Here is an 18,432-nt window from a genome sequence, read left to right on the forward strand (position 1 = left end):
GCCCGGCGGTCCGTGCCGGGCTGACCGCGCGCCGGGCCGGCCTCGCCGGGTCGGCCGCGCCGCGCCGGCCTGCGGTACCTGCCGCGCCTGCCCGGCCGGAGTTCCGCCGTGCTCCCGTAGGCTCCCCGCATGACTGAGCACATCGTCGTCGTGGGTGCCGCGCTCGTCGACGACGGGCGGCTGCTGGCCGCCCGGCGCAGCGCGCCCGCCGAGCTGGCCGGGCGCTGGGAACTGCCCGGGGGCAAGGTGGAGCCCGGGGAGACGGCCGACGCGGCGCTCGTACGCGAACTGCGCGAGGAACTCGGCGTCGACGCCGAGACCGGCGAGCGGATCCCGGGCGAGTGGCCCCTGCGGCCGCCGTACGTCCTGCACGTGTGGACCGCGCGGCTGCGGCCCGGCTCGCCCGCCCCCGAACCCCTGCAGGACCACGACGGGCTGCGCTGGCTCGGCCCCGCCGAGATCTGGGACGTCGACTGGCTCGACCAGGACGTCCCGGCCGTCCGGCAGGCCCTCGCGTACCTGGGAGACCTCCGCGCCGGCGTGTGCGAAGGGCCCGGCGCCTGAGGTCGGCCGGGGGCGGGCGACGCGGGCCGACTGGTGTACGGGCGCCCCGTACGCCTTTCGTGCGACAGTGCGCCGCGCCGCGCGGTACTCCGCCCCGGATATCGGGTATGTGCCCATTAACCCCACGAAACCGGACATGGGTGGGCCTGCCGGCAGGGAAGTGAGCGGCGTGATCGACACCGAGGGTGACTGCGCCGCGTGGACCTTCCCCGCCGAGCCGGACGCCGTGCGCACCGCCCGCCAGGCCGTCCGCGGCCGGCTCCGCGGCTGGGGCCTGGACCGCCTCGCCGACCTCACGGCCCTGCTGGTCAGCGAGCTGGTCACCAACGCCCTGCGGCACGCCACCGGCCCCATCGGGGTCCGCCTGGTGCGCCCCTGCGGACTGGACGGCGTCCTGCTGGTCGAGGTATCCGACCCACTGCCCGACCCGCCCCGCGAGCGGACCGCCCGCCCCGAGGACGAGGGCGGCCGCGGACTGCAGCTGGTGGCCTCCGCCTCCCGCCGCTGGGGCACCCGGCCCGGCGGCGCGGGCAAGACCGTGTGGTTCGAACTCGCGGTGTCGGAGTGAAAGAACGGTGTACGTACCCCGTACCGCTGTAGAGCGATTGGTTCAGGCCAGTGGCGGTTGTCGGCGGACGGGGTTCGACGACGTGTCCCCTGGTTAGAAGACTGGAAGTGTTCTCACGGTCCGGACCGAAAACCATCGGGACCGTGCTGTGATCGTGAACACCGTGTTGTGCGGCACCGTAGTGCTGGATACTGCGGGCAGCCGCCCCTGGTGACCGGTGCCGGGCGCGGTGAGCTGGAGGGGACGGTTCGCGTGAGCGAGATACCAGCGAAGGCCACGGAGTCCGAGGACCCGTCGGAGGGCGCGAGGGCGAGGTCCGTCGACGGCCTGGCCGCCGCGGTCTCAGGTGCGCTCGCGCCCGACGGGGTGCCGCCCGGGGACGCCATGTGGCAGAGCAGTCCCCCCGGATCCATCTACGACTACATCAAGGTCGCGTCCTTCTCCATCGGCCCCGACGGGCTGGTCGACCAGTGGAGCCTGCGCGCCGAGCACCTCTTCGGGATCCCCGCCGGACGCGCGGTCGGCATGGACCCGATCGAGGCGTTCATCGACCCGCGCCACCGCGAGCGCGGCATGCGCAAGATGGCCGAGATCCTCGACGGCCGCGAGTGGACCGGCGTGGTCCCCTTCCGGATGCCGAAGGGCTACGAGGGGGAGTGCGGTCACGAGGGACTCGCCGAGGTGTACGTCATGCCGACACGCACCGAGGACGGCGAGAAGGCCGCCGTGTGCATCGTCGTCGACGTGCGCACGCTGCGCAGCATCGAGACCGATCTCGCCGCCTCGCAGGCCATTTTCAGTCAATCCCCCTTCGGGTTCCTGCTGATCGACCCCGACCTGCGGGTCCGCCGCGTCAACCAGCGGTTCGCGTCCATCTTCGGCGGCGCGCCCGACGACCACCGCGGCAAGGGCGTTCACGACTACCTGCAGCGCGGGGAGGCCGAACGGGTCGCCGCCACGCTGCGCCGGGTGCTGGAGACCGGCAGCTCCATCACCGACATGCACGTCACGGGTTTCGTGCCGGGCTCCGACGAGCGCCGCCACTGGTCCGTCAACCTCTACCGCGTGCACAGCGGTTCGGGCCGTCCCATCGGGGTCGCCTGGCTCGGGATCGACATCACCGCACGCCGCGCCGCCGCCCGCGAGGCCGCCGCCGCCCGGCGCAACCTGGCCCTGCTGAACGAGGCGGGCGCCCGCATCGGCAATTCCCTCGACCTGGAGACCACGGCACGTCAGCTCCTCGACGTCGTCGTCCCCGGCTTCTGCGACCTGGCCACCGTCGACCTCTACCAGGGGCTGCTGGCCGGTGACGAGACCCCGCCCGGACTCGCCGACGGCAGCGCCGAACTGCGCCGCGTGGCCTTCGCGAGCGCCGTGTCCGACGCGCCGTTCGCCGGTACGGGCGTGCCCGTCCCGGTCGGCGCCGTCCACCACTACCCGTTCAGCTCGCCCTGTGCGGACGCCCTGCGCACGGCCCGCCCGCAGATCGTGCCCCCCGAGGACGGCGGGCTCGTGCAGTCCACGCTCGCCGTGCCGATGGTCGCCCACGACACCGTCGTCGGACTGGTGCAGTTCGCCCGGGCCAAGGGCAGCGAGCCGTTCGGCGACCGCGACCGGGACCTGGCCGTCGAACTCGCCGCGCGCGCCGCCGTCTGCATCGACAACGCCCGCCTCTACCGGCGCGAGCACGAACGCGCGTTGATACTGCAACGGTCCCTGCTCCCGCCCGGCGACCCGGAGGCCTCCGGCCTCGACATCGCCTGCCGCTACCTGCCCGGCAACGTCAACACCGGCCGGCCCAGCGAGGTCGGCGGCGACTGGTTCGACGTCATCGAACTGCCCGGGCACCGCACCGCCCTGGTCGTCGGCGACGTCATGGGCCGCGGCCTGCGCGCCGCCGTCGCCATGGGCGAACTGCGCACCGCCGTCAGGACACTGGCCCAGCTCGACCTCGAACCGGCCGAGGTGCTCTCCCAGCTGGACGAGATCGCCCGCGGCCTCGGCGCACCCGGGGGCGTGCAGCAGGCCACCCGGGCGGCCCGCCGGCCCCGGGAGGCGGACCTGTCGGAGGTCTACCTCGCCACCTGCGTGTACGCCGTCTACGACTCCGTCACCCGGCGCTGTACGTTCGCCAACGCCGGCCATCTGCCGCCCGTCCTGGTCGAACCTGGCGAGCCGGCCCTGATGCTGGACGTGCCGCCGGGCATGCCGCTCGGCGTGGGCGGCGAGCCCTTCGAGGAGGTCGAGGTCGAACTGCCCGAGGGCGCCCTGCTCGCGCTCTACACGGACGGACTGGTCGAGAGCCGCGACCATCCCCTGGACGAGGGCCTCCAGGCCTTCGTCAGCGCCCTCGCCGACCCCACCCAGCCGCTGGAGGACGTCTGCGACCACGTCCTCAACACCCTCGACACCCATCACGGCGAGGACGACATCGCGCTGCTGATGGCACGTGTCCAGGGCCTGCCCACCGAGTCCGTCGGCGACTGGACCCTGCCGCGCGAGCCGCGCAGCGTGGGCCGGGCCCGTGAGTACGCGCGCGCCCAGCTGCTCAGCTGGGACATGGAGCCGCTCGTCGACACCACGGAGCTGCTCGTCAGCGAACTGGTCACCAACGCCCTGCGCTACGGCGAGGGCGAGATCCGGCTCCGCCTGCTGCTGGACCGCACCCTGGTCTGCGAGGTGTGGGACTCCGGTCTGGTCCAGCCCCGCCGCCGCCGGGCCCGCGACACGGACGAGGGCGGCCGCGGGCTCCAGCTCGTCGGCCTCCTCAGCGCCGCCTGGGGCTCGCGCCGCACGCCCCGGGGCAAGACCGTCTGGTTCGAACTCCCGCTCCCGGACGGCGGACCCGGCCTGCCGGACCCGGCGGAGGCACTGCTGAGCCTGTTCTGACCGCAACCGAACGCCCGTACGGGCCGTCCTCCCCGGCAACACCGCTCACACGCACCCCGGGGAGAGACGGCATGGACCGCACGGAGGAGACCGCACCGGCCGGGGCGCCCGCCGCCGACGACATCCCGGAGGACGCTCCCGCCTCCGACGGCGGCAGGAAAGGACGGCGGCGCCGCCGTCTCGTACGCGGGGCGCTCGTGGCGGTCCTGGTCCCGCTGGTCTCCCTCCTGGCCGTGCTGACGGCCCTGGGGATCAACTACACGGGCGACCCGGCGGACGGCACGTACACCCGCGACCGCGACGCCCTCTGGCTGGGCCACGCCTGGGTGGACGGCCGCAAGAAGGACGCCGACGTCACCGCCCTGGCCCGCCGCCTGCAAGACACCGGCATCCGCGACCTGTACGTCCACTCGGGCCCCCTGGAGCACGACGGCACCCTGCCCAAGTCCCTCTATCCGAGGGCCCGATGGTTCATCGACGCCGTGCACGAGGAACTGCCCGGCATCCGCGTCCAGGCCTTCCTGGGCGACGTCCTCGCCTCCGAGAGCGGCGGGGGCATGGTCCTGGCGGACCCGGACACCCGCGCGGCCGTCGTCCGCTCCGCCCGCCAGGTCCTGGACACCGGCTACGAGGGCGTCCACCTCGACCTGGAACCCATGCCGTCCGGCGACCGCGACTTCCTCGCCCTGCTCGACGCCCTGCGCAGCGAGACCCGCTCCCGCGACGCCCGGCTCTCCGTCGCCGCCCACCAGATCGACCCGCTCCCCAAGCTGCACACCGTGTTCGGCCTGTTCACCGAGAACCCCAAGTGGTGGTCCCAGGAGTTCTTCGGCCAGGTCGCCCGCCGCGTCGACCAGATCGCCATGATGTCGTACGACACCGCGCAGCCCCTGGAGAGCACCTACGGCGGTTACGTCGCCCAGCAGACCTCCCTCGCCCTGGAGGTCACCCCGCCCGCCACCGACCTGCTGATGGGCCTGCCCTTCTACCGGGAGAGCAACTTCGACCACTGGGGTCATGCCGAGACCGTCCGCGCGGCGGTCCGGGGCGTCCGTCTGGGCCTGTCCCGCACGGACGCGGACCGGGCCCGGTTCGGCGTCGCGCTGTACATCGACTTCGCCGCGACGGAGGCGGACTGGCGCGCCTACAGGGAAGACTGGGTGCGGTGACTCCGCCCCCGCGCACCGACCGCCGGACCCCCCGCCCCCGACGCCCTCTCACCCGCACCGACCTGGCTCCCCTCGCCCGTGCGGCACGCAGGCTCTCAGCCTGCTGACGAACGCCTCCTGATCTTCGAACCCAGCCAGACCAGGGGGTCGTACTTGCGGTCGATCGCCCGTTCCTTCAGGGGGATCAGGGCGTTGTCCGTGATCTTGATGCCCTCGGGGCAGACCTCCGTGCAGCACTTGGTGATGTTGCAGTAGCCCAGGCCGTGTTCGTCCTGGGCGGTGGTCTTGCGGTCCAGGCCCGACTCCGCCGCCGCGTCGAGCGGGTGCATGTCCAGCTCGGCGACCCGCATGAGGAACCGGGGCCCGGCGAACGCCTGTTTGTTCTCCTCGTGGTCGCGGACCACGTGGCAGGTGTCCTGGCACAGGAAGCACTCGATGCACTTGCGGAACTCCTGCGGCCGGTCCACGTCCTCCTGCATCATGCGGTACTCGCCCGGGGCGAGCCCGGCCGGCGGGACGAAGGCCGGGACCTCCCTGGCCTTCTGGTAGTTGAAGCCGACGTCGGTGACCAGGTCGCGGATCACCGGGAAGGCCCGCAGCGGGGTGATCGTGACGGTCTCCTCCCGGCCGAACACCGACATGCGCGTCATGCACATCAGCCGCGGACGGCCGTTGATCTCCGCCGAGCAGGAACCGCACTTGCCCGCCTTGCAGTTCCAGCGCACGGCGAGATCGGGCGTCTGGGTGGCCTGGAGCCGGTGGACGATGTCGAGCACCACCTCGCCCTCGTTGACCTCGACCTCGAAGTCCTCAAGGCCGCCCCCGCTCACGTCCCCGCGCCACACCTTGAAGTGGGCCGTGTAGCCGCTCATTCGTACAGCTCCTCTTCGGCGAGGTACTTGACCAGCTCCTCCTTGTCGAACAGGGCGAGCAGGTCGGCACGGACGGGTTCGGTGGTCTCTCGGGTGAGCGTGATCTGGCCGCGGACCGGGTCCGTCGCCGCCGGCCCGCCCGCCGGGTCGGTGAGCGCGCACAGCAGGTTGATCCGCCGCCACTTGCGGTCCATCGACGGGTGATCCTCCCGGGTGTGCCCGCCGCGCGACTCGGTGCGCTCCAGGGCGGCCCGCGCCACGCACTCGCTGACCAGCAGCATGTTCCGCAGGTCCAGGGCGAGGTGCCAGCCCGGGTTGAACTGCCGGTGCCCCTCGACCCCGGCCCGGCGCGAGCGCACCCGCAGCTCGGCCAGCTTCTCCAGGGCCTGCTTCATCTCCGTCTCGCGGCGGATGATGCCGACCAGGTCGTTCATGGTCTGCTGGAGTTCCTGGTGCAGCGTGTACGGGTTCTCCGGCGGGCCACCGGCCGGCTCCTCGGTCTCGGCCTCGGCCGAGAAGGGCCGCAGGGCCTCCGCGGCGGCGGCGTCGACCAGCGCATCGTCCACGGCGGGCCGCGCCCCGGCCAGCCCGGTCGCGTACTCGGCCGCGTGCCAGCCCGCCCTGCGGCCGAACACCAGCAGGTCGGACAGCGAGTTGCCGCCGAGCCGGTTGGAGCCGTGCATGCCGCCGGCGACCTCACCGGCCGCGTACAGCCCGGGCACCCCGCGGGCCGCCGCCGTGTCGGAGTCGACCGCGATCCCGCCCATCACGTAGTGACAGGTGGGCCCGACCTCCATCGCCTCGGCGGTGATGTCGACGTCCGCCAGCTCCTTGAACTGGTGGTACATCGACGGCAGCCGGCGCTTGATGACCTCGGCGGGCATCCGCGTCGACACGTCGAGGAACACGCCCCCGTGCGGGGAGCCGCGCCCCTCCTTCACCTCGGCGTTGATCGCCCGGGCGACCTCGTCGCGGGGGAGCAGCTCGGGAGGACGGCGGTTGTGGTCCGGGTCGTCGTACCAGCGGTCGGCCTCCTCCTCCGTCTCGGCGTACTTGTCCTTGAAGACGTCGGGGACGTAGTCGAACATGAACCGCTTGCCGTCGGAGTTGCGCAGCACCCCGCCGTCGCCGCGCACCGACTCGGTGACGAGGATGCCCTTCACCGACGGCGGCCAGACCATGCCGGTCGGGTGGAACTGCACGAACTCCATGTTCAGCAGGGGAGCGCCCGCGAGCAGGGCCAGCGCGTGGCCGTCGCCGGTGTACTCCCAGGAGTTCGAGGTCACCTTGAAGGACTTGCCGATGCCGCCCGTCGCGATGACGACCGAGGGCGCCTCCAGGACGAAGAAGCGGCCGGACTCGCGCTCGTAGCCGAAGACGCCGGAGACACGATCGTCCTGTTTCAGCACCCGGGTGACCGTGCACTCCTGGAAGACCTTCAGCCGGGACTCGTAGTCGCCGGTCTCCTTGAAGTCCTCCTGCTGCAGGGAGACGATCTTCTGCTGGAGGGTGCGGATCAGCTCCAGGCCGGTGCGGTCGCCCACGTGGGCGAGCCGCGGGTACTCGTGCCCGCCGAAGTTGCGCTGGGAGATCCGGCCGTCCTTGGTGCGGTCGAACAGCGCCCCCCAGGTCTCCAGCTCCCACACCCGCTGCGGTGCCTCCTGCGCGTGCAGCTCGGCCATCCGCCACTGGTTGAGGAACTTGCCGCCGCGCATGGTGTCGCGGAAGTGAACCTGCCAGCTGTCGTTCTCGTTGGCGTTGGCCATCGCCGCGGCGATGCCGCCCTCGGCCATCACCGTGTGCGCCTTGCCGAACAGCGACTTGCAGATCACGGCCGTACGCGCGCCCCGCTCGCGGGCCTCGATGGCGGCGCGCAGCCCGGCCCCGCCCGCGCCCACCACGACGACGTCCCACTCCTGCCGGTCGACCACGGACATCAGAACGCCTCACTCATCAGAAGAATCGCGGATCGTCGAAGGCACCGGACGCGACCAGATAGACGTAGAGGTCGGCGAGCGCCACGCTGACCAGCGACGCCCAGGCCAGCTGCATGTGCCGGGCGTTGAGCCTGCCCGCCCACTGCCACATCCGGTAGCGCACGGGATGCCTGGAGAAGTGCTTGAGCTTGCCGCCGACGATGTGCCGGCAGGAGTGGCAGGAGATCGTGTACGCCCAGATCAGCACGATGTTGACCAGGAACACGAGGGTGCCCAGGCCCATGTGTCCCCACGCGTAGTTCTCGTCGCGGAAGGCGAGCACGGTGTCGTAGGTGAGGATCCCGGCGACGAGGAGCGCCGCGTAGAAGAAGTAGCGGTGGATGTTCTGCAGGATCAGCGGGAAGCGGGTCTCGCCGGTGTACTTCCTGTGCGGCTCGGCCACCGCGCAGGCCGGCGGGGACGCCCAGAAGCCCCGGTAGTAGGCCTTGCGGTAGTAGTAGCAGGTCAGCCGGAAGCCGAGCGGGAAGATCAGGATGATGATCGCGGGCGAGATGCCCCACCAGCTGCCGAAGATCTCCCAGTTGGGGCCGGCCCTCATCGGCTCGCACCGCTCCGCCAGGCACGGGGAGTAGAAGGGCGAGACGTACGGCGCCGCGTAGTAGTCGGCGTCGGCGAAGGCCCGCCAGGTCGAGTAGACGATGAAGGCCAGCAGGCCGGCGACCGTGCCGGCCGGGGCCAGCCACCAGCGGTCGGTGCGCAGGTGCGGCGCGGCGATCGCGGCGCGCGTACCCGCCCTGACGCCGCCGCTGCTGGGAAGGGGTTCGGTGGCGGGAGGTTCCGTACCAGTGGCCACGTGACGACTCCGGTCGGGTTCAGGGGGAGGTGCCGGTCGCTCGACGCCCTCCCGGTCAGGGAGCGCGCCGGTCCCGGGCGCCCAGCCCCTCGTCGTCCGAGTCGACCCACAGCGACGGGTCGTACGGCGCGTCCGAGATGGTGACGAGCTCGGGGCGCATCGGTGCGGTCGGCGACGCGGCGGCTTCACGCAGCAGGGCGAGGCTCTCGCGCAGGTGGTTGGCGTCGGCCCGGACGCGGCGCATCTCCAGACCGCCGGTGCCGACCTGCTTCTCCAGCCGCCCCAGCGACCGCAGCAGGTCGTCGAGAGAGCGCTGGACTGACGTCAGTTCGTCGTGAACGGACATGACTTGCCCTCACTTCCACGGGTCCTTCACGGCCCAAGGCGGCAACGTTCATGCGCCTGCGAGTGTTGCGCGTCACACCTTGTGCTGTGAAGGGATGTGCATCGATTGGCCGAGGCGTGCGGGTGCACCGCGCGGTGCGCTGGGCCGCATGGGTGACTTCACCTCCGTGACCGCCGTGTCGCCCTGTGTTGCCGAACCCTTTCCTCTTCAGTGGCGGCATACATCAGATGAACTCCAAATACCGCCAAAAGTGATCATAACGCCCGCGGCTTCCCGGAGGTAGCACAGATGTCCCAGCACGGCGTCGGCCCGCGTGCGGTCACGCGCTCGGTCGCCTTCCTCACCGCGGGCGTGCTCGCGGTGCCCGCGCTCGCCGGGTGCGGTTCCGAGGACCCGGCCGGCAAGCCGCTCGCCGCCCCGGACATCCAGCCCGCCGCCCGGGACGAGGTCGCCGACGGCGGCACCCTGCGCTGGGCCGTCGACTCCGTGCCGGACACGCTGAACACCTTCCAGTCGGACGCCGACGCCACCACCACCCGCGTCGCCCAGGCCGTCCTGCCGTCGATGTTCCGGATGGACGCCTCCGGCCGCCCCGAGCGCAACCCCGCCTACCTGGAGTCCGCGAAGGTCGTCGAGACCGAGCCCAAACAGGTCGTCCTGTACAAGCTCAACCAGCAGGCCGTCTGGAGCGACGGCCGGGAGATCGGCGCCGCCGACTTCGCCGCCCAGTGGCGCGCCCTGTCCGGCAAGGACACCGCCTACTGGACCGCCCGCAACGCCGGCTACGACCGCGTCCAGAAAATCGAGCGCGGCGACAGCGCCCTGGAGGTCCGGGTCACCTTCAGCCGCCCCTACGCCGACTGGCGCTCCCTGTTCTCCCCGCTGTACCCGAAGGAGGTCATGGGCACCCCGGACTCCTTCAACGACGGCGCCCGCAAGAAGCTCGAGGTCACCGCCGGCCCCTTCACGGTGAAGAAGGTCGACACCGAGGACGAGAGGATCACCCTCACCCGCAACCCGCGCTGGTGGGGCGAGCCCGCCAAGCTCTCCGCGATCGAGCTGCGCACCGTGCCGCGCGACAAGCGGGCCGCCGAGCTGGCCGCCGGCACCCTCGACCTGGCCGAGATCGATTCCGCGGCGGCCCGCCGCATCACCCTGGCCGCCCGCCCGCACAGCTCCAGCAGCCCCCTGATGGGACCCGGCGCCGACCGGACCGCCGCGGACGCCCTGCGCTCCTGGGCCAGAGCCAACGGCACCGACGACGACGCGGCCGACGAGGAGACCGTCGCCCGCAAGAAGCTGCGCAAGGCGGCCGCCAAGTACGCCCGGCAGCTGCAGGCCCTGCGCGGGTTCGAGGTGCGCAAGTCCCTGGAGCCGGCCTTCACCCAGCTCGCCCTGAACGGCGCCGAGGGCCCTCTGGCCGACGAGCGGGTCCGCCGGGCCGTCGCCCGCGCCCTGGACCGCGAGGAACTGGCCGAGGCCGTCCTCAAGCCCCTGGGCCTGCCCGCCGTCCCGGTCGGCAGCCACCTGGCCCTGTCCGGCCAGGCCGCCTACGCCGACAACAGCGGCGCCCTCGGCGACCAGGACACCGAGGAGGCACAGGCCCTGCTCGCCGACGCCGGCTGGGTACGCGGCGGCCCCGTCAAGGACCAGAAGAAGGAGAAGGAGGAGAAGGCGGCCGGCGGCGAGGGCGAGCGGGCCGACGGCTCCTCCGGCGCGGACGAGGACAACAAGGTCCAGGACCAGGACCCGGCCGGCCACCTCGCTCAGGACGGCAAGCAGTACAAGCACCCGCACCCGGGCGGTGCACCCGGCGCGTACGCCCCGCGCGGCACCGCCGCCCCGGCGAACCAGGAGGCCGCGCCGTTCGCCAAGAACGGCAAGCCCCTCACGCTCCGGTTCGTGCTCCCCTCCGGGCCCGGCTCCCGGACGCTGCGCACGGTCGCCGACCGCATCACGCGCATGCTGCAGCGCGTCGGCATCGGCACGGAGATCTCCAAGGTCTCCGACGAGTCCTACTTCAAGGACCACATCGCCTCCGGCCAGTACGACCTGGCCCTCTACTCCTGGCCCGCCACCGCCTACCCCGCCACCGACGCCCGCCCCGTCTACGCCAAGCCGGTCGCGGCCGCCGACGGCTCCCTGAGCGTCGAGCAGAACTACACCCGCGTCGGCACCGACCAGGTCGACCAGCTCTTCGACGAGGCCGTGGCCACGCTCGACGAGGGCAAGTCCCGCTCCCTCATCCGCAAGGCCGACTCCCGCATCTGGGCGGCGGCCGGCTCCATCCCCCTCTTCCAGCGCCCCCAGCTCCTCGCGGCCCGCAAGAACCTGGCCAACACCGGCGCCTTCGGCTTCGCCACACCGGTCTACGAGGACATGGGCTTCCTGAAGAAGGGCCCGAAGCCGGCATCCGGCCCGTCGCGGAAGGGTCCGGCCGCCCCGTAGCTCTCCGCCCGGCGTCCCCATCATGAGGTGAGCAGTGATCATGGTGCGGACGCCGGGTCTCGCGCGTACGGGGGCTGGGGACGTGGGCCGGCACATGCACGGCGCGATGCGGCGGCGGTGTGCGAAGGCACCTTCATTGGTCCCGGCTCACCACGCGCGAGCGGTTGACGGGCGTCTGGCGACCGAAGCGGCTCGGTGCGCGAAGAGGGTCTCCGCGCCACCGGATACGGCGCGTGCACACCCTTCGGTGCGCGCCGACGGACCGCCTCCGTCCGCCGCGGAGATCCTCTTCTCGCTCGGCCGGAGCACCGGCGAGATCGACACCGACGCGCCCACCTCGGTCGGAGGCGCACGGGGCGAGCCGGGCGTTCACCGACGTCCGGCAGTGGGCCCCGAGGCTCGACGAGGGCCGCGTCACACGGCGCTCGGCCCGCGAGGCCGCCCGGCATGCCTGCGTACCGGCCGAAACCGATGCCGAACACCCCTCGGCAGGCCCCTGACCTGGGCCGACGCATCCCGGCTCACCCCAACGGTGGCGGACCCGTACCATGGGGTGAGGCCGTGGCATGTTGAGCCCGGCAGGGCCCGCGCACCACCGACGTACGCGCAGGGCATTCCTCACCACTCCGGGAGTACGCCTTTTATGGCCACGCGCCACGACATCCGCAACGTCGCCATCGTCGCCCACGTCGACCACGGCAAGACCACCATCGTCGACGGCATGCTGAAGCAGGCCGGTGCCTTCGCCGCCCACCAGCTCGACTCGGTCGACGACCGCATGATGGACTCGAACGACCTGGAGCGTGAGAAGGGCATCACGATCCTCGCCAAGAACACGGCGGTGAAGTACCACCCCAAGGACGGCGGGGAGCCCATCACCATCAACATCATCGACACCCCCGGCCACGCCGACTTCGGCGGTGAGGTCGAGCGCGGTCTGTCGATGGTCGACGGCGTCGTCCTGCTCGTGGACGCCTCCGAGGGCCCGCTGCCCCAGACCCGCTTCGTGCTGCGCAAGGCGCTCCAGCAGCGGCTGCCCGTCATCCTGTGCATCAACAAGACGGACCGCCCCGACTCCCGGATCGACGAGGTCGTCAACGAGACGTACGACCTCTTCCTCGACCTGGACGCCGACGAGGACCAGATCGAGTTCCCGATCGTCTACGCCTGCGGCCGTGACGGCATCGCCTCCCTCACCAAGCCGGAGGACGGCACGGTCCCGGGCGACTCCGACAGCCTGGAGCCGTTCTTCTCGACGATCCTGGAGCACATCCCGGCCCCGACCTACGACGAGGCCGCCCCGCTTCAGGCGCATGTGACGAACCTGGACGCCGACAACTTCCTCGGCCGTATCGCGCTGCTGCGCGTGCAGCAGGGCGAGCTGAAGAAGGGCCAGACGGTCGCGTGGATGAAGCGTGACGGGTCTGTCCAGAACGTGCGCATCTCCGAGCTGATGATGACCGAGGCGCTCACCCGCAAGCCCGCCGAGAAGGCCGGCCCCGGTGACATCTGCGCGGTCGCCGGCATCCCGGACATCATGATCGGCGAGACCCTGGCCGACCCGGAGAACCCGGTCGCGCTGCCGCTGATCACCGTCGACGAGCCGGCGATCTCCATGGTCATCGGCACCAACACCTCCCCGCTGGTCGGCCGCGGCGCCACCGGCAAGGGCGCCGACAACAAGGCGGCCGTCAAGGACCGCAAGGTCACCGCCCGCCAGGTCAAGGACCGCCTCGACCGCGAGCTGATCGGCAACGTGTCGCTGCGCGTCCTGGAGACCGAGCGCCCGGACGCCTGGGAGGTGCAGGGCCGAGGCGAGCTGGCGCTGGCCATCCTCGTCGAGACCATGCGCCGCGAGGGCTACGAGCTGACCGTCGGCAAGCCGCAGGTGGTCACCCGGGAGATCGACGGCAAGACGTACGAGCCCGTCGAGCGCATGACCGTCGACGTGCCCGAGGAGCACATGGGCGCCGTCACGCAGCTCATGGGCGTCCGCAAGGGCCGGATGGACAACATGTCCAACCACGGCTCCGGCTGGGTCCGCATGGAGTTCGTCGTGCCCTCCCGCGGCCTGATCGGCTTCCGGACCGAGTTCCTGACCCAGACCCGCGGCACGGGCATCGCCCACTCCATCCACGAGGGCTTCGAGCCCTGGTTCGGCACGCTCCAGACCCGCAACAACGGCTCCCTGGTCGCCGACCGCTCCGGCGCGGTCACCGCCTTCGCGATGACCAACCTGCAGGAGCGCGGCGTGCTCTTCGTGGAGCCGGGCACCGAGGTGTACGAGGGCATGATCGTCGGCGAGAACTCCCGCGCCGACGACATGGACGTCAACATCACCAAGGAGAAGAAGCTCACGAACATGCGGTCCTCGACGGCCGATGTGACCGAGTCGATCGTCCCGCCCCGCAAGCTGTCGCTGGAGCAGTCCCTGGAGTTCTGCCGGGACGACGAGTGCGTCGAGGTCACCCCGGAGGCCGTGCGCATCCGCAAGGTGAACCTGGACGCCCGCGAGCGCGCCCGCGCCGCCAGCCGCGCCAAGCACGGCTGACGCCCCCCGTACACACGGCACCGGGCACCCCGCCCCGCGGGGTGCCCGGTGCCGTGTGTCAAAGGGGAACAACGCGAAGGAAAGGGTAAGGGAAAACCCTCGATTTGCCCGGCGCGGCCGTCCGGAACAGCCCGCTCCCACTACCCTGCTGCGGAACGCCTCGCTCTGCCCTGTCTCGAAGCCGGGCAACGGCCTTACGGCGACTGCCTGTTGAGCCCGCGACGGCCCCCGTCGGCACCCTGCACGGATGCCACGGAGACCGCAAGCGGTTTTTCTCACCCTCGCGTCCGGAATACGGACAGCCACCACCGATAGATGTGTAACAAGTCCGTTTCGCAGGGATCTTTCACCAAACCCTTTGTCCGGATTTTGGAAGATGTATACGCGAGCTGTGATCGAACCGAGACCTCGAGAGTGTGGTTCGGTCCTGGTGTTTGGCAGATAGTTAGGCGCGTAGAGCTCGGATGAAGGGTCACTCGCCGGCAGCGGCGCCGACTCACGAGCGCGGGGGCACCTGACGATTTCCGGCACCGGCGACGGGCGGTGGCGGTGGTTTGTCTGTGCTCTCTTTGCGGTGAACCAATGACTTCTTAGGAGGAACCCATGCGCGGTGCCAAGAGCGCCAAGTGGGTCGCGGGCGCGATAGTCGTCGCCCTGTCCGCCACCGCCTGCGGCGGCGACGGTGATGGTGAGAGCAAGAGCAAGGGTTCCGGACCTGCCGGTTACGTCTCGATCGACGTCGGCGAGCCGCAGAAGCCGCTGATCCCGGCCGACACGAACGAGAGCAACGGCTCGTACGTCATCCAGTCGCTCTTCACCCAGCTGCTGGACTTCGACTCCAAGGGTGAGATCGTCTACACGAACGCCGAGTCGGTCACCTCCGAGGACTCGAAGACGTGGACGGTCAAGCTCAAGAAGGGCTGGAAGTTCCACAACGGCGAAGAAGTCACCTCCAAGTCGTACATCGACGCTTGGAACTGGTACGCCAACATCAAGAACAACCAGCAGAACTCGTTCTGGTTCCAGGACATCAAGGGCTACGACGACGTCCACCCGGAGAAGGGTGAGCCGAAGTCGCAGACCATGTCCGGTCTGAAGGCCGTGGACGACCACACCTTCACGATCGAGCTGAAGTACACGATGCCGTACTTCAACTACAAGCTCGGCTACACCACCTGGGCCCCGCTGCCCAAGGTCTTCTACGACGACCCGAAGGCCTTCGGCCAGAAGCCGGTCGGCAACGGTCCCTACAAGTTCGAGAAGTGGGACCACAAGAAGCTCATCCAGGTCAAGGCCTGGGACGGGTACCAGGGCCCGAACAAGGCCAAGAACAAGGGCGTCCAGTTCAAGGCGTACACGACCCTCGAGGCCGCGTACAAGGACGTCGTCTCCGGCAACCTGGACATGATCCGCCAGGTCGGCCCGACGGACCTGCCGAAGTACAAGCAGGACCTGGGCGACGGCGCCATCGAGCAGCCGTACGCGGCCATCCAGACGCTGACCCCGGCGTTCTACTCCAAGACCTTCAAGGACATCGACCCGAAGGTCCTGCAGGGTCTGTCGATGGCGATCGACCGCGACACGATCACCAAGACGGTTCTGAACAACACCCGCACGCCGGCCAAGGGCTTCACGCCGCCCGGTGTCAAGGGCTACCAGAACCTGGACACGGACGTGTTCACGTACAACCCGGCGAAGGCCAAGCAGCTCATCAAGGAGGGCGGTGGCGTTCCGGGCAACAAGTTCACCGTCCAGTACAACACCGACGGTGGGCACAAGGAGTGGGTGACCGCGGTCTGCGAGTCCATCCGCAAGGCCACCGGCGTCGACTGCGTCGGCGACCCGAAGCCGGACTTCGCCACGGACCTCGAGGCCCGTGACAACGACCAGGTGAAGGGCATGTACCGCGGTGGCTGGGTCGCCGACTACCCGGTCAACGCCAACTTCATGAAGGAGCTGTACCACACCACCGCCGAGGCCAACAACGGTCGCTTCTCCAACAAGGAGATCGACGGCCTGATGAACAAGGCCGACAACGCCAAGTCCCTCGACGAGTCGGTGAAGGCCTTCCAGGAGGTCGAGAAGAAGCTGGTCGAGCACATGCCGGCCATCCCGCTCTGGTACTACCGCATCAACGGCGGCCACGGTAAGAACGTCGACAACGTCAACGTCGACTTCCACGGTGACCTCGAAGTGTGGGCCGTCACCACCAAGTAAGAGGAGCCGTCCTGGCTCTTCCCACTCGGCCGTAGACCCGCCGCCGCTCCGGCGGCGGTGGGAGGTACGGGGGGCCGTCTCGCCGACCGGAGACGGCCCCCGCACCTGCGTTAACCCCTCACGGAGGCACCTATGGGGCGCTATGTCGCACGACGACTGCTCCAGATGATCCCGGTCTTCATCGGGTCAACCCTGCTCATCTTCTGCATGATGTACGCCCTGCCCGGCGATCCCGTCCGGGCGATGATGGGGGATCAGGCGTACGACCCGACGGTGGTCGCGGGCATCAAGAAGGAACTCGGCCTCGACCAGCCGCTGTTGCAGCAGTACGTGAACTACATGACCAACCTGTTGCAGGGTGACTTCGGTACGCAGATCGCCAGTCAGCGGCCCATCGCGGACATCATCACCGACGCGTTCCCGGTGACCATCAGGCTGACGATCTTCGCCTTCACCTTCGTCACGCTCGTGGGCATCGGCCTCGGTGTCGTCGCCGGTCTGCGCCCCGACACGCTGCGCGACCGCGGACTGCTGACGCTGACCCTGGTCCTCGTGTCCATGCCGTCCTTCGTGCTGGGCTTCCTGCTGCAGTACCTGTTCGCGTTCAAGTGGTCGGTCACCACCCCCACCGTGACCGACTCGACGGACTTCGCGCAGCTCGCGCTTCCCGCCACCGTGCTGGCGTCGCTGTCGCTCGCCTACGTCGCCCGGCTGACCCGTACGTCGATCGCGGAGAACCTGCGGTCCGACTACATGCGCACCGCCGTGGCCAAGGGCCTGCCGCGCCGCCGCGTGATCGGTGTCCACCTGATGCGCAACTCGCTGATCCCCGTGGTCACCTTCCTCGGCATCGAGGTCGGCAACCTGATGACCGGCGCCATCGTGACCGAGGGCATCTTCAACGTGCGGGGTATCGGTGTCGAGATCTACGAGGCGCTCAGCCGGCGCGAGGGCGCCACGGTCGTGGGAATCGCCTCGCTGATGGTGCTCATCTACCTCGCTGCCAGCTTGATCGTCGACCTGCTCTACGCGGTCCTGGACCCGAGGATCCGGTATGCCTGACAAGACCGTCGAAAAGAAGGTCGAAGCCCTTCCCGGTGACACCGTGAGCACCGCGGGCGTCATGGTGGCCGACGCCGGCCCCGCTCCGGACAAGCCGCGCAGCCTGTGGTCCGACGCCTGGCACGACCTGCGGCGCAACCCGCTCTTCGTGATCTCGGCCGTGCTGATCGTGTTCCTGCTCGTGATGTCGCTGTGGCCGGGGCTGTTCACCAGCGCCTCGCCGCGCGACGCCGACCTGGCCAAGCACTACCTGGGCAAGCCGAACTGGGGGCACTTCTTCGCCCCGGACTGGCTCGGCTACGACGTCCAGGGCCGTTCCATCTACGCCCGGGTCGTCTACGGTGCCCGCGCCTCGATCACCGTCGGTGTGGGTGTCACCCTCGCCGTCACCGTCCTGGGCACGCTCATCGGCATGATCGCCGGCTACTTCGGCGGCTGGACCGACACCCTGCTGTCGCGGGTGACCGACATCTTCCTCGGCATCCCGTTCCTGCTGGGCGCCCTGGTCGTGCTCAACTCCTTCGACGACCGCACGGTCTGGGTCGTCATCATGGCCCTCGCCTTCCTGGGCTGGACCCAGATAGCCCGGGTCGCCCGCGGTGCCGTCATCACCATCAAGCAGGCGGACTACGTGGTGGCCGCCAAGGCGCTCGGTGCCTCGACGTCCCGGATCCTGCTCCGGCACATCCTGCCCAACGCGCTCGCGCCCATCATCGTCGTCGCGACCATCGCGCTCGGCGGCTACATCGCGGCCGAAGCCACCCTGTCCTTCCTGGGCGTGGGTCTCGGTGACACGGCGGTGTCCTGGGGCGGCGACGTGGCCCGAGGACGCGAGCAGCTGCGGATCGCCCCCCACACCCTGATCATTCCGTCGGTGATGGTCTCGATCACGGTGCTCTCGTTCCTGATGTTCGGCGATGCGGTACGCAACGCCCTCGACCCCAAGCTGCGCTGAG

Annotated in this window: 13 protein-coding genes; 9 read left to right on the forward strand and 4 right to left on the reverse strand. The window is 70.3% G+C overall.

Features of this window, described 5'->3' with window-relative positions:
* Nucleotides 1-129 precede the first annotated feature (129 nt).
* From ABTZ58_RS20205 to ABTZ58_RS20220, 4 genes are all read left to right on the forward strand, one after another.
* Nucleotides 130-564 (forward strand): (deoxy)nucleoside triphosphate pyrophosphohydrolase, encoded by a 435-nt coding sequence (locus ABTZ58_RS20205; RefSeq protein WP_351358218.1) that lies wholly within the window; start codon nucleotides 130-132, stop codon nucleotides 562-564.
* Between the two features lie 136 nt (nucleotides 565-700).
* On the forward strand, nucleotides 701-1,132 hold the full coding sequence (locus tag ABTZ58_RS20210) for an ATP-binding protein (protein ID WP_351358221.1): 432 nt from the start codon (nucleotides 701-703) through the stop codon (nucleotides 1,130-1,132).
* Between the two features lie 252 nt (nucleotides 1,133-1,384).
* Nucleotides 1,385-4,021 carry a SpoIIE family protein phosphatase gene (locus ABTZ58_RS20215; protein WP_351358224.1) on the forward strand — a complete coding sequence of 879 codons (2,637 nt, stop codon included), beginning with the start codon at nucleotides 1,385-1,387 and terminating at the stop codon, nucleotides 4,019-4,021.
* Between the two features lie 71 nt (nucleotides 4,022-4,092).
* Entirely contained in the window at nucleotides 4,093-5,190 is a 1,098-nt protein-coding gene (locus ABTZ58_RS20220; RefSeq protein ID WP_351358227.1) for a glycoside hydrolase family 18 protein, read from the forward strand.
* Between the two features lie 95 nt (nucleotides 5,191-5,285).
* Here ABTZ58_RS20220 and ABTZ58_RS20225 read toward each other — a convergent pair whose 3' ends face one another.
* From ABTZ58_RS20225 to ABTZ58_RS20240, 4 genes are read right to left on the reverse strand one after another with little or no spacing between them, the layout of a single operon-like run.
* Entirely contained in the window at nucleotides 5,286-6,062 is a 777-nt protein-coding gene (locus tag ABTZ58_RS20225; protein ID WP_351358230.1) for a succinate dehydrogenase/fumarate reductase iron-sulfur subunit, read from the reverse strand.
* Entirely contained in the window at nucleotides 6,059-7,999 is a 1,941-nt protein-coding gene (locus tag ABTZ58_RS20230; protein ID WP_351358233.1) for a fumarate reductase/succinate dehydrogenase flavoprotein subunit, read from the reverse strand. Before ABTZ58_RS20230 ends, ABTZ58_RS20225 begins: the two co-directional genes overlap by 4 nt.
* 16 nt (nucleotides 8,000-8,015) lie before the next feature.
* Nucleotides 8,016-8,852 carry a succinate dehydrogenase subunit SdhC gene (gene sdhC / locus ABTZ58_RS20235; RefSeq protein ID WP_351358236.1) on the reverse strand — a complete coding sequence of 279 codons (837 nt, stop codon included), beginning with the start codon at nucleotides 8,850-8,852 and terminating at the stop codon, nucleotides 8,016-8,018.
* A gap of 55 nt (nucleotides 8,853-8,907) precedes the next feature.
* Nucleotides 8,908-9,198: an Rv0250c family protein gene (locus ABTZ58_RS20240; protein ID WP_309094558.1), complete on the reverse strand. Its 291-nt coding sequence runs from the start codon at nucleotides 9,196-9,198 to the stop codon at nucleotides 8,908-8,910.
* A 288-nt stretch (nucleotides 9,199-9,486) separates the two neighbouring features.
* Between ABTZ58_RS20240 and ABTZ58_RS20245 the strand changes: the two genes are divergently transcribed.
* The 5 genes from ABTZ58_RS20245 (at nucleotide 9,487) to ABTZ58_RS20265 (ending at nucleotide 18,431) form a co-directional block, all read left to right on the forward strand.
* Nucleotides 9,487-11,646 carry an ABC transporter family substrate-binding protein gene (locus ABTZ58_RS20245; protein WP_351358239.1) on the forward strand — a complete coding sequence of 720 codons (2,160 nt, stop codon included), beginning with the start codon at nucleotides 9,487-9,489 and terminating at the stop codon, nucleotides 11,644-11,646.
* Between the two features lie 643 nt (nucleotides 11,647-12,289).
* Entirely contained in the window at nucleotides 12,290-14,197 is a 1,908-nt protein-coding gene (typA, locus tag ABTZ58_RS20250; protein WP_351358242.1) for a translational GTPase TypA, read from the forward strand.
* Between the two features lie 603 nt (nucleotides 14,198-14,800).
* A complete protein-coding gene (locus ABTZ58_RS20255; protein ID WP_309094554.1) occupies nucleotides 14,801-16,414 on the forward strand; it encodes a peptide ABC transporter substrate-binding protein in 1,614 nt (537 codons plus the stop codon).
* A 132-nt stretch (nucleotides 16,415-16,546) separates the two neighbouring features.
* Nucleotides 16,547-17,476: an ABC transporter permease gene (locus ABTZ58_RS20260; RefSeq protein WP_351358247.1), complete on the forward strand. Its 930-nt coding sequence runs from the start codon at nucleotides 16,547-16,549 to the stop codon at nucleotides 17,474-17,476.
* A complete protein-coding gene (locus ABTZ58_RS20265) occupies nucleotides 17,469-18,431 on the forward strand; it encodes an ABC transporter permease (protein WP_502996108.1) in 963 nt (320 codons plus the stop codon). Before ABTZ58_RS20260 ends, ABTZ58_RS20265 begins: the two co-directional genes overlap by 8 nt.
* Nucleotide 18,432: the final 1 nt, after the last annotated feature.

The sequence above is a fragment of the Streptomyces sp. NPDC094143 genome (genome assembly GCF_040303825.1).
Classification (GTDB): Bacteria; Actinomycetota; Actinomycetes; order Streptomycetales; family Streptomycetaceae; genus Streptomyces.

Excerpts from the sequence above, each read along its gene's own strand:
- ABTZ58_RS20255 (WP_309094554.1), top strand. The coding sequence starts at position 14,801 with ATGCGCGGTGCCAAGAGCGCCAAGTGGGTCGCGGGCGCGATAGTCGTC.
- ABTZ58_RS20210 (WP_351358221.1), top strand. The coding sequence starts at position 701 with ATGGGTGGGCCTGCCGGCAGGGAAGTGAGCGGCGTGATCGACACCGAG.
- ABTZ58_RS20220 (WP_351358227.1), top strand. The coding sequence starts at position 4,093 with ATGGACCGCACGGAGGAGACCGCACCGGCCGGGGCGCCCGCCGCCGAC.
- ABTZ58_RS20225 (WP_351358230.1), bottom strand. The coding sequence starts at position 6,062 with ATGAGCGGCTACACGGCCCACTTCAAGGTGTGGCGCGGGGACGTGAGC.
- ABTZ58_RS20205 (WP_351358218.1), top strand. The coding sequence starts at position 130 with ATGACTGAGCACATCGTCGTCGTGGGTGCCGCGCTCGTCGACGACGGG.
- ABTZ58_RS20245 (WP_351358239.1), top strand. The coding sequence starts at position 9,487 with ATGTCCCAGCACGGCGTCGGCCCGCGTGCGGTCACGCGCTCGGTCGCC.
- typA (WP_351358242.1), top strand. The coding sequence starts at position 12,290 with ATGGCCACGCGCCACGACATCCGCAACGTCGCCATCGTCGCCCACGTC.
- ABTZ58_RS20265 (WP_502996108.1), top strand. The coding sequence starts at position 17,469 with ATGCCTGACAAGACCGTCGAAAAGAAGGTCGAAGCCCTTCCCGGTGAC.
- ABTZ58_RS20230 (WP_351358233.1), bottom strand. The coding sequence starts at position 7,999 with ATGTCCGTGGTCGACCGGCAGGAGTGGGACGTCGTCGTGGTGGGCGCG.
- ABTZ58_RS20240 (WP_309094558.1), bottom strand. The coding sequence starts at position 9,198 with ATGTCCGTTCACGACGAACTGACGTCAGTCCAGCGCTCTCTCGACGAC.
- ABTZ58_RS20260 (WP_351358247.1), top strand. The coding sequence starts at position 16,547 with ATGGGGCGCTATGTCGCACGACGACTGCTCCAGATGATCCCGGTCTTC.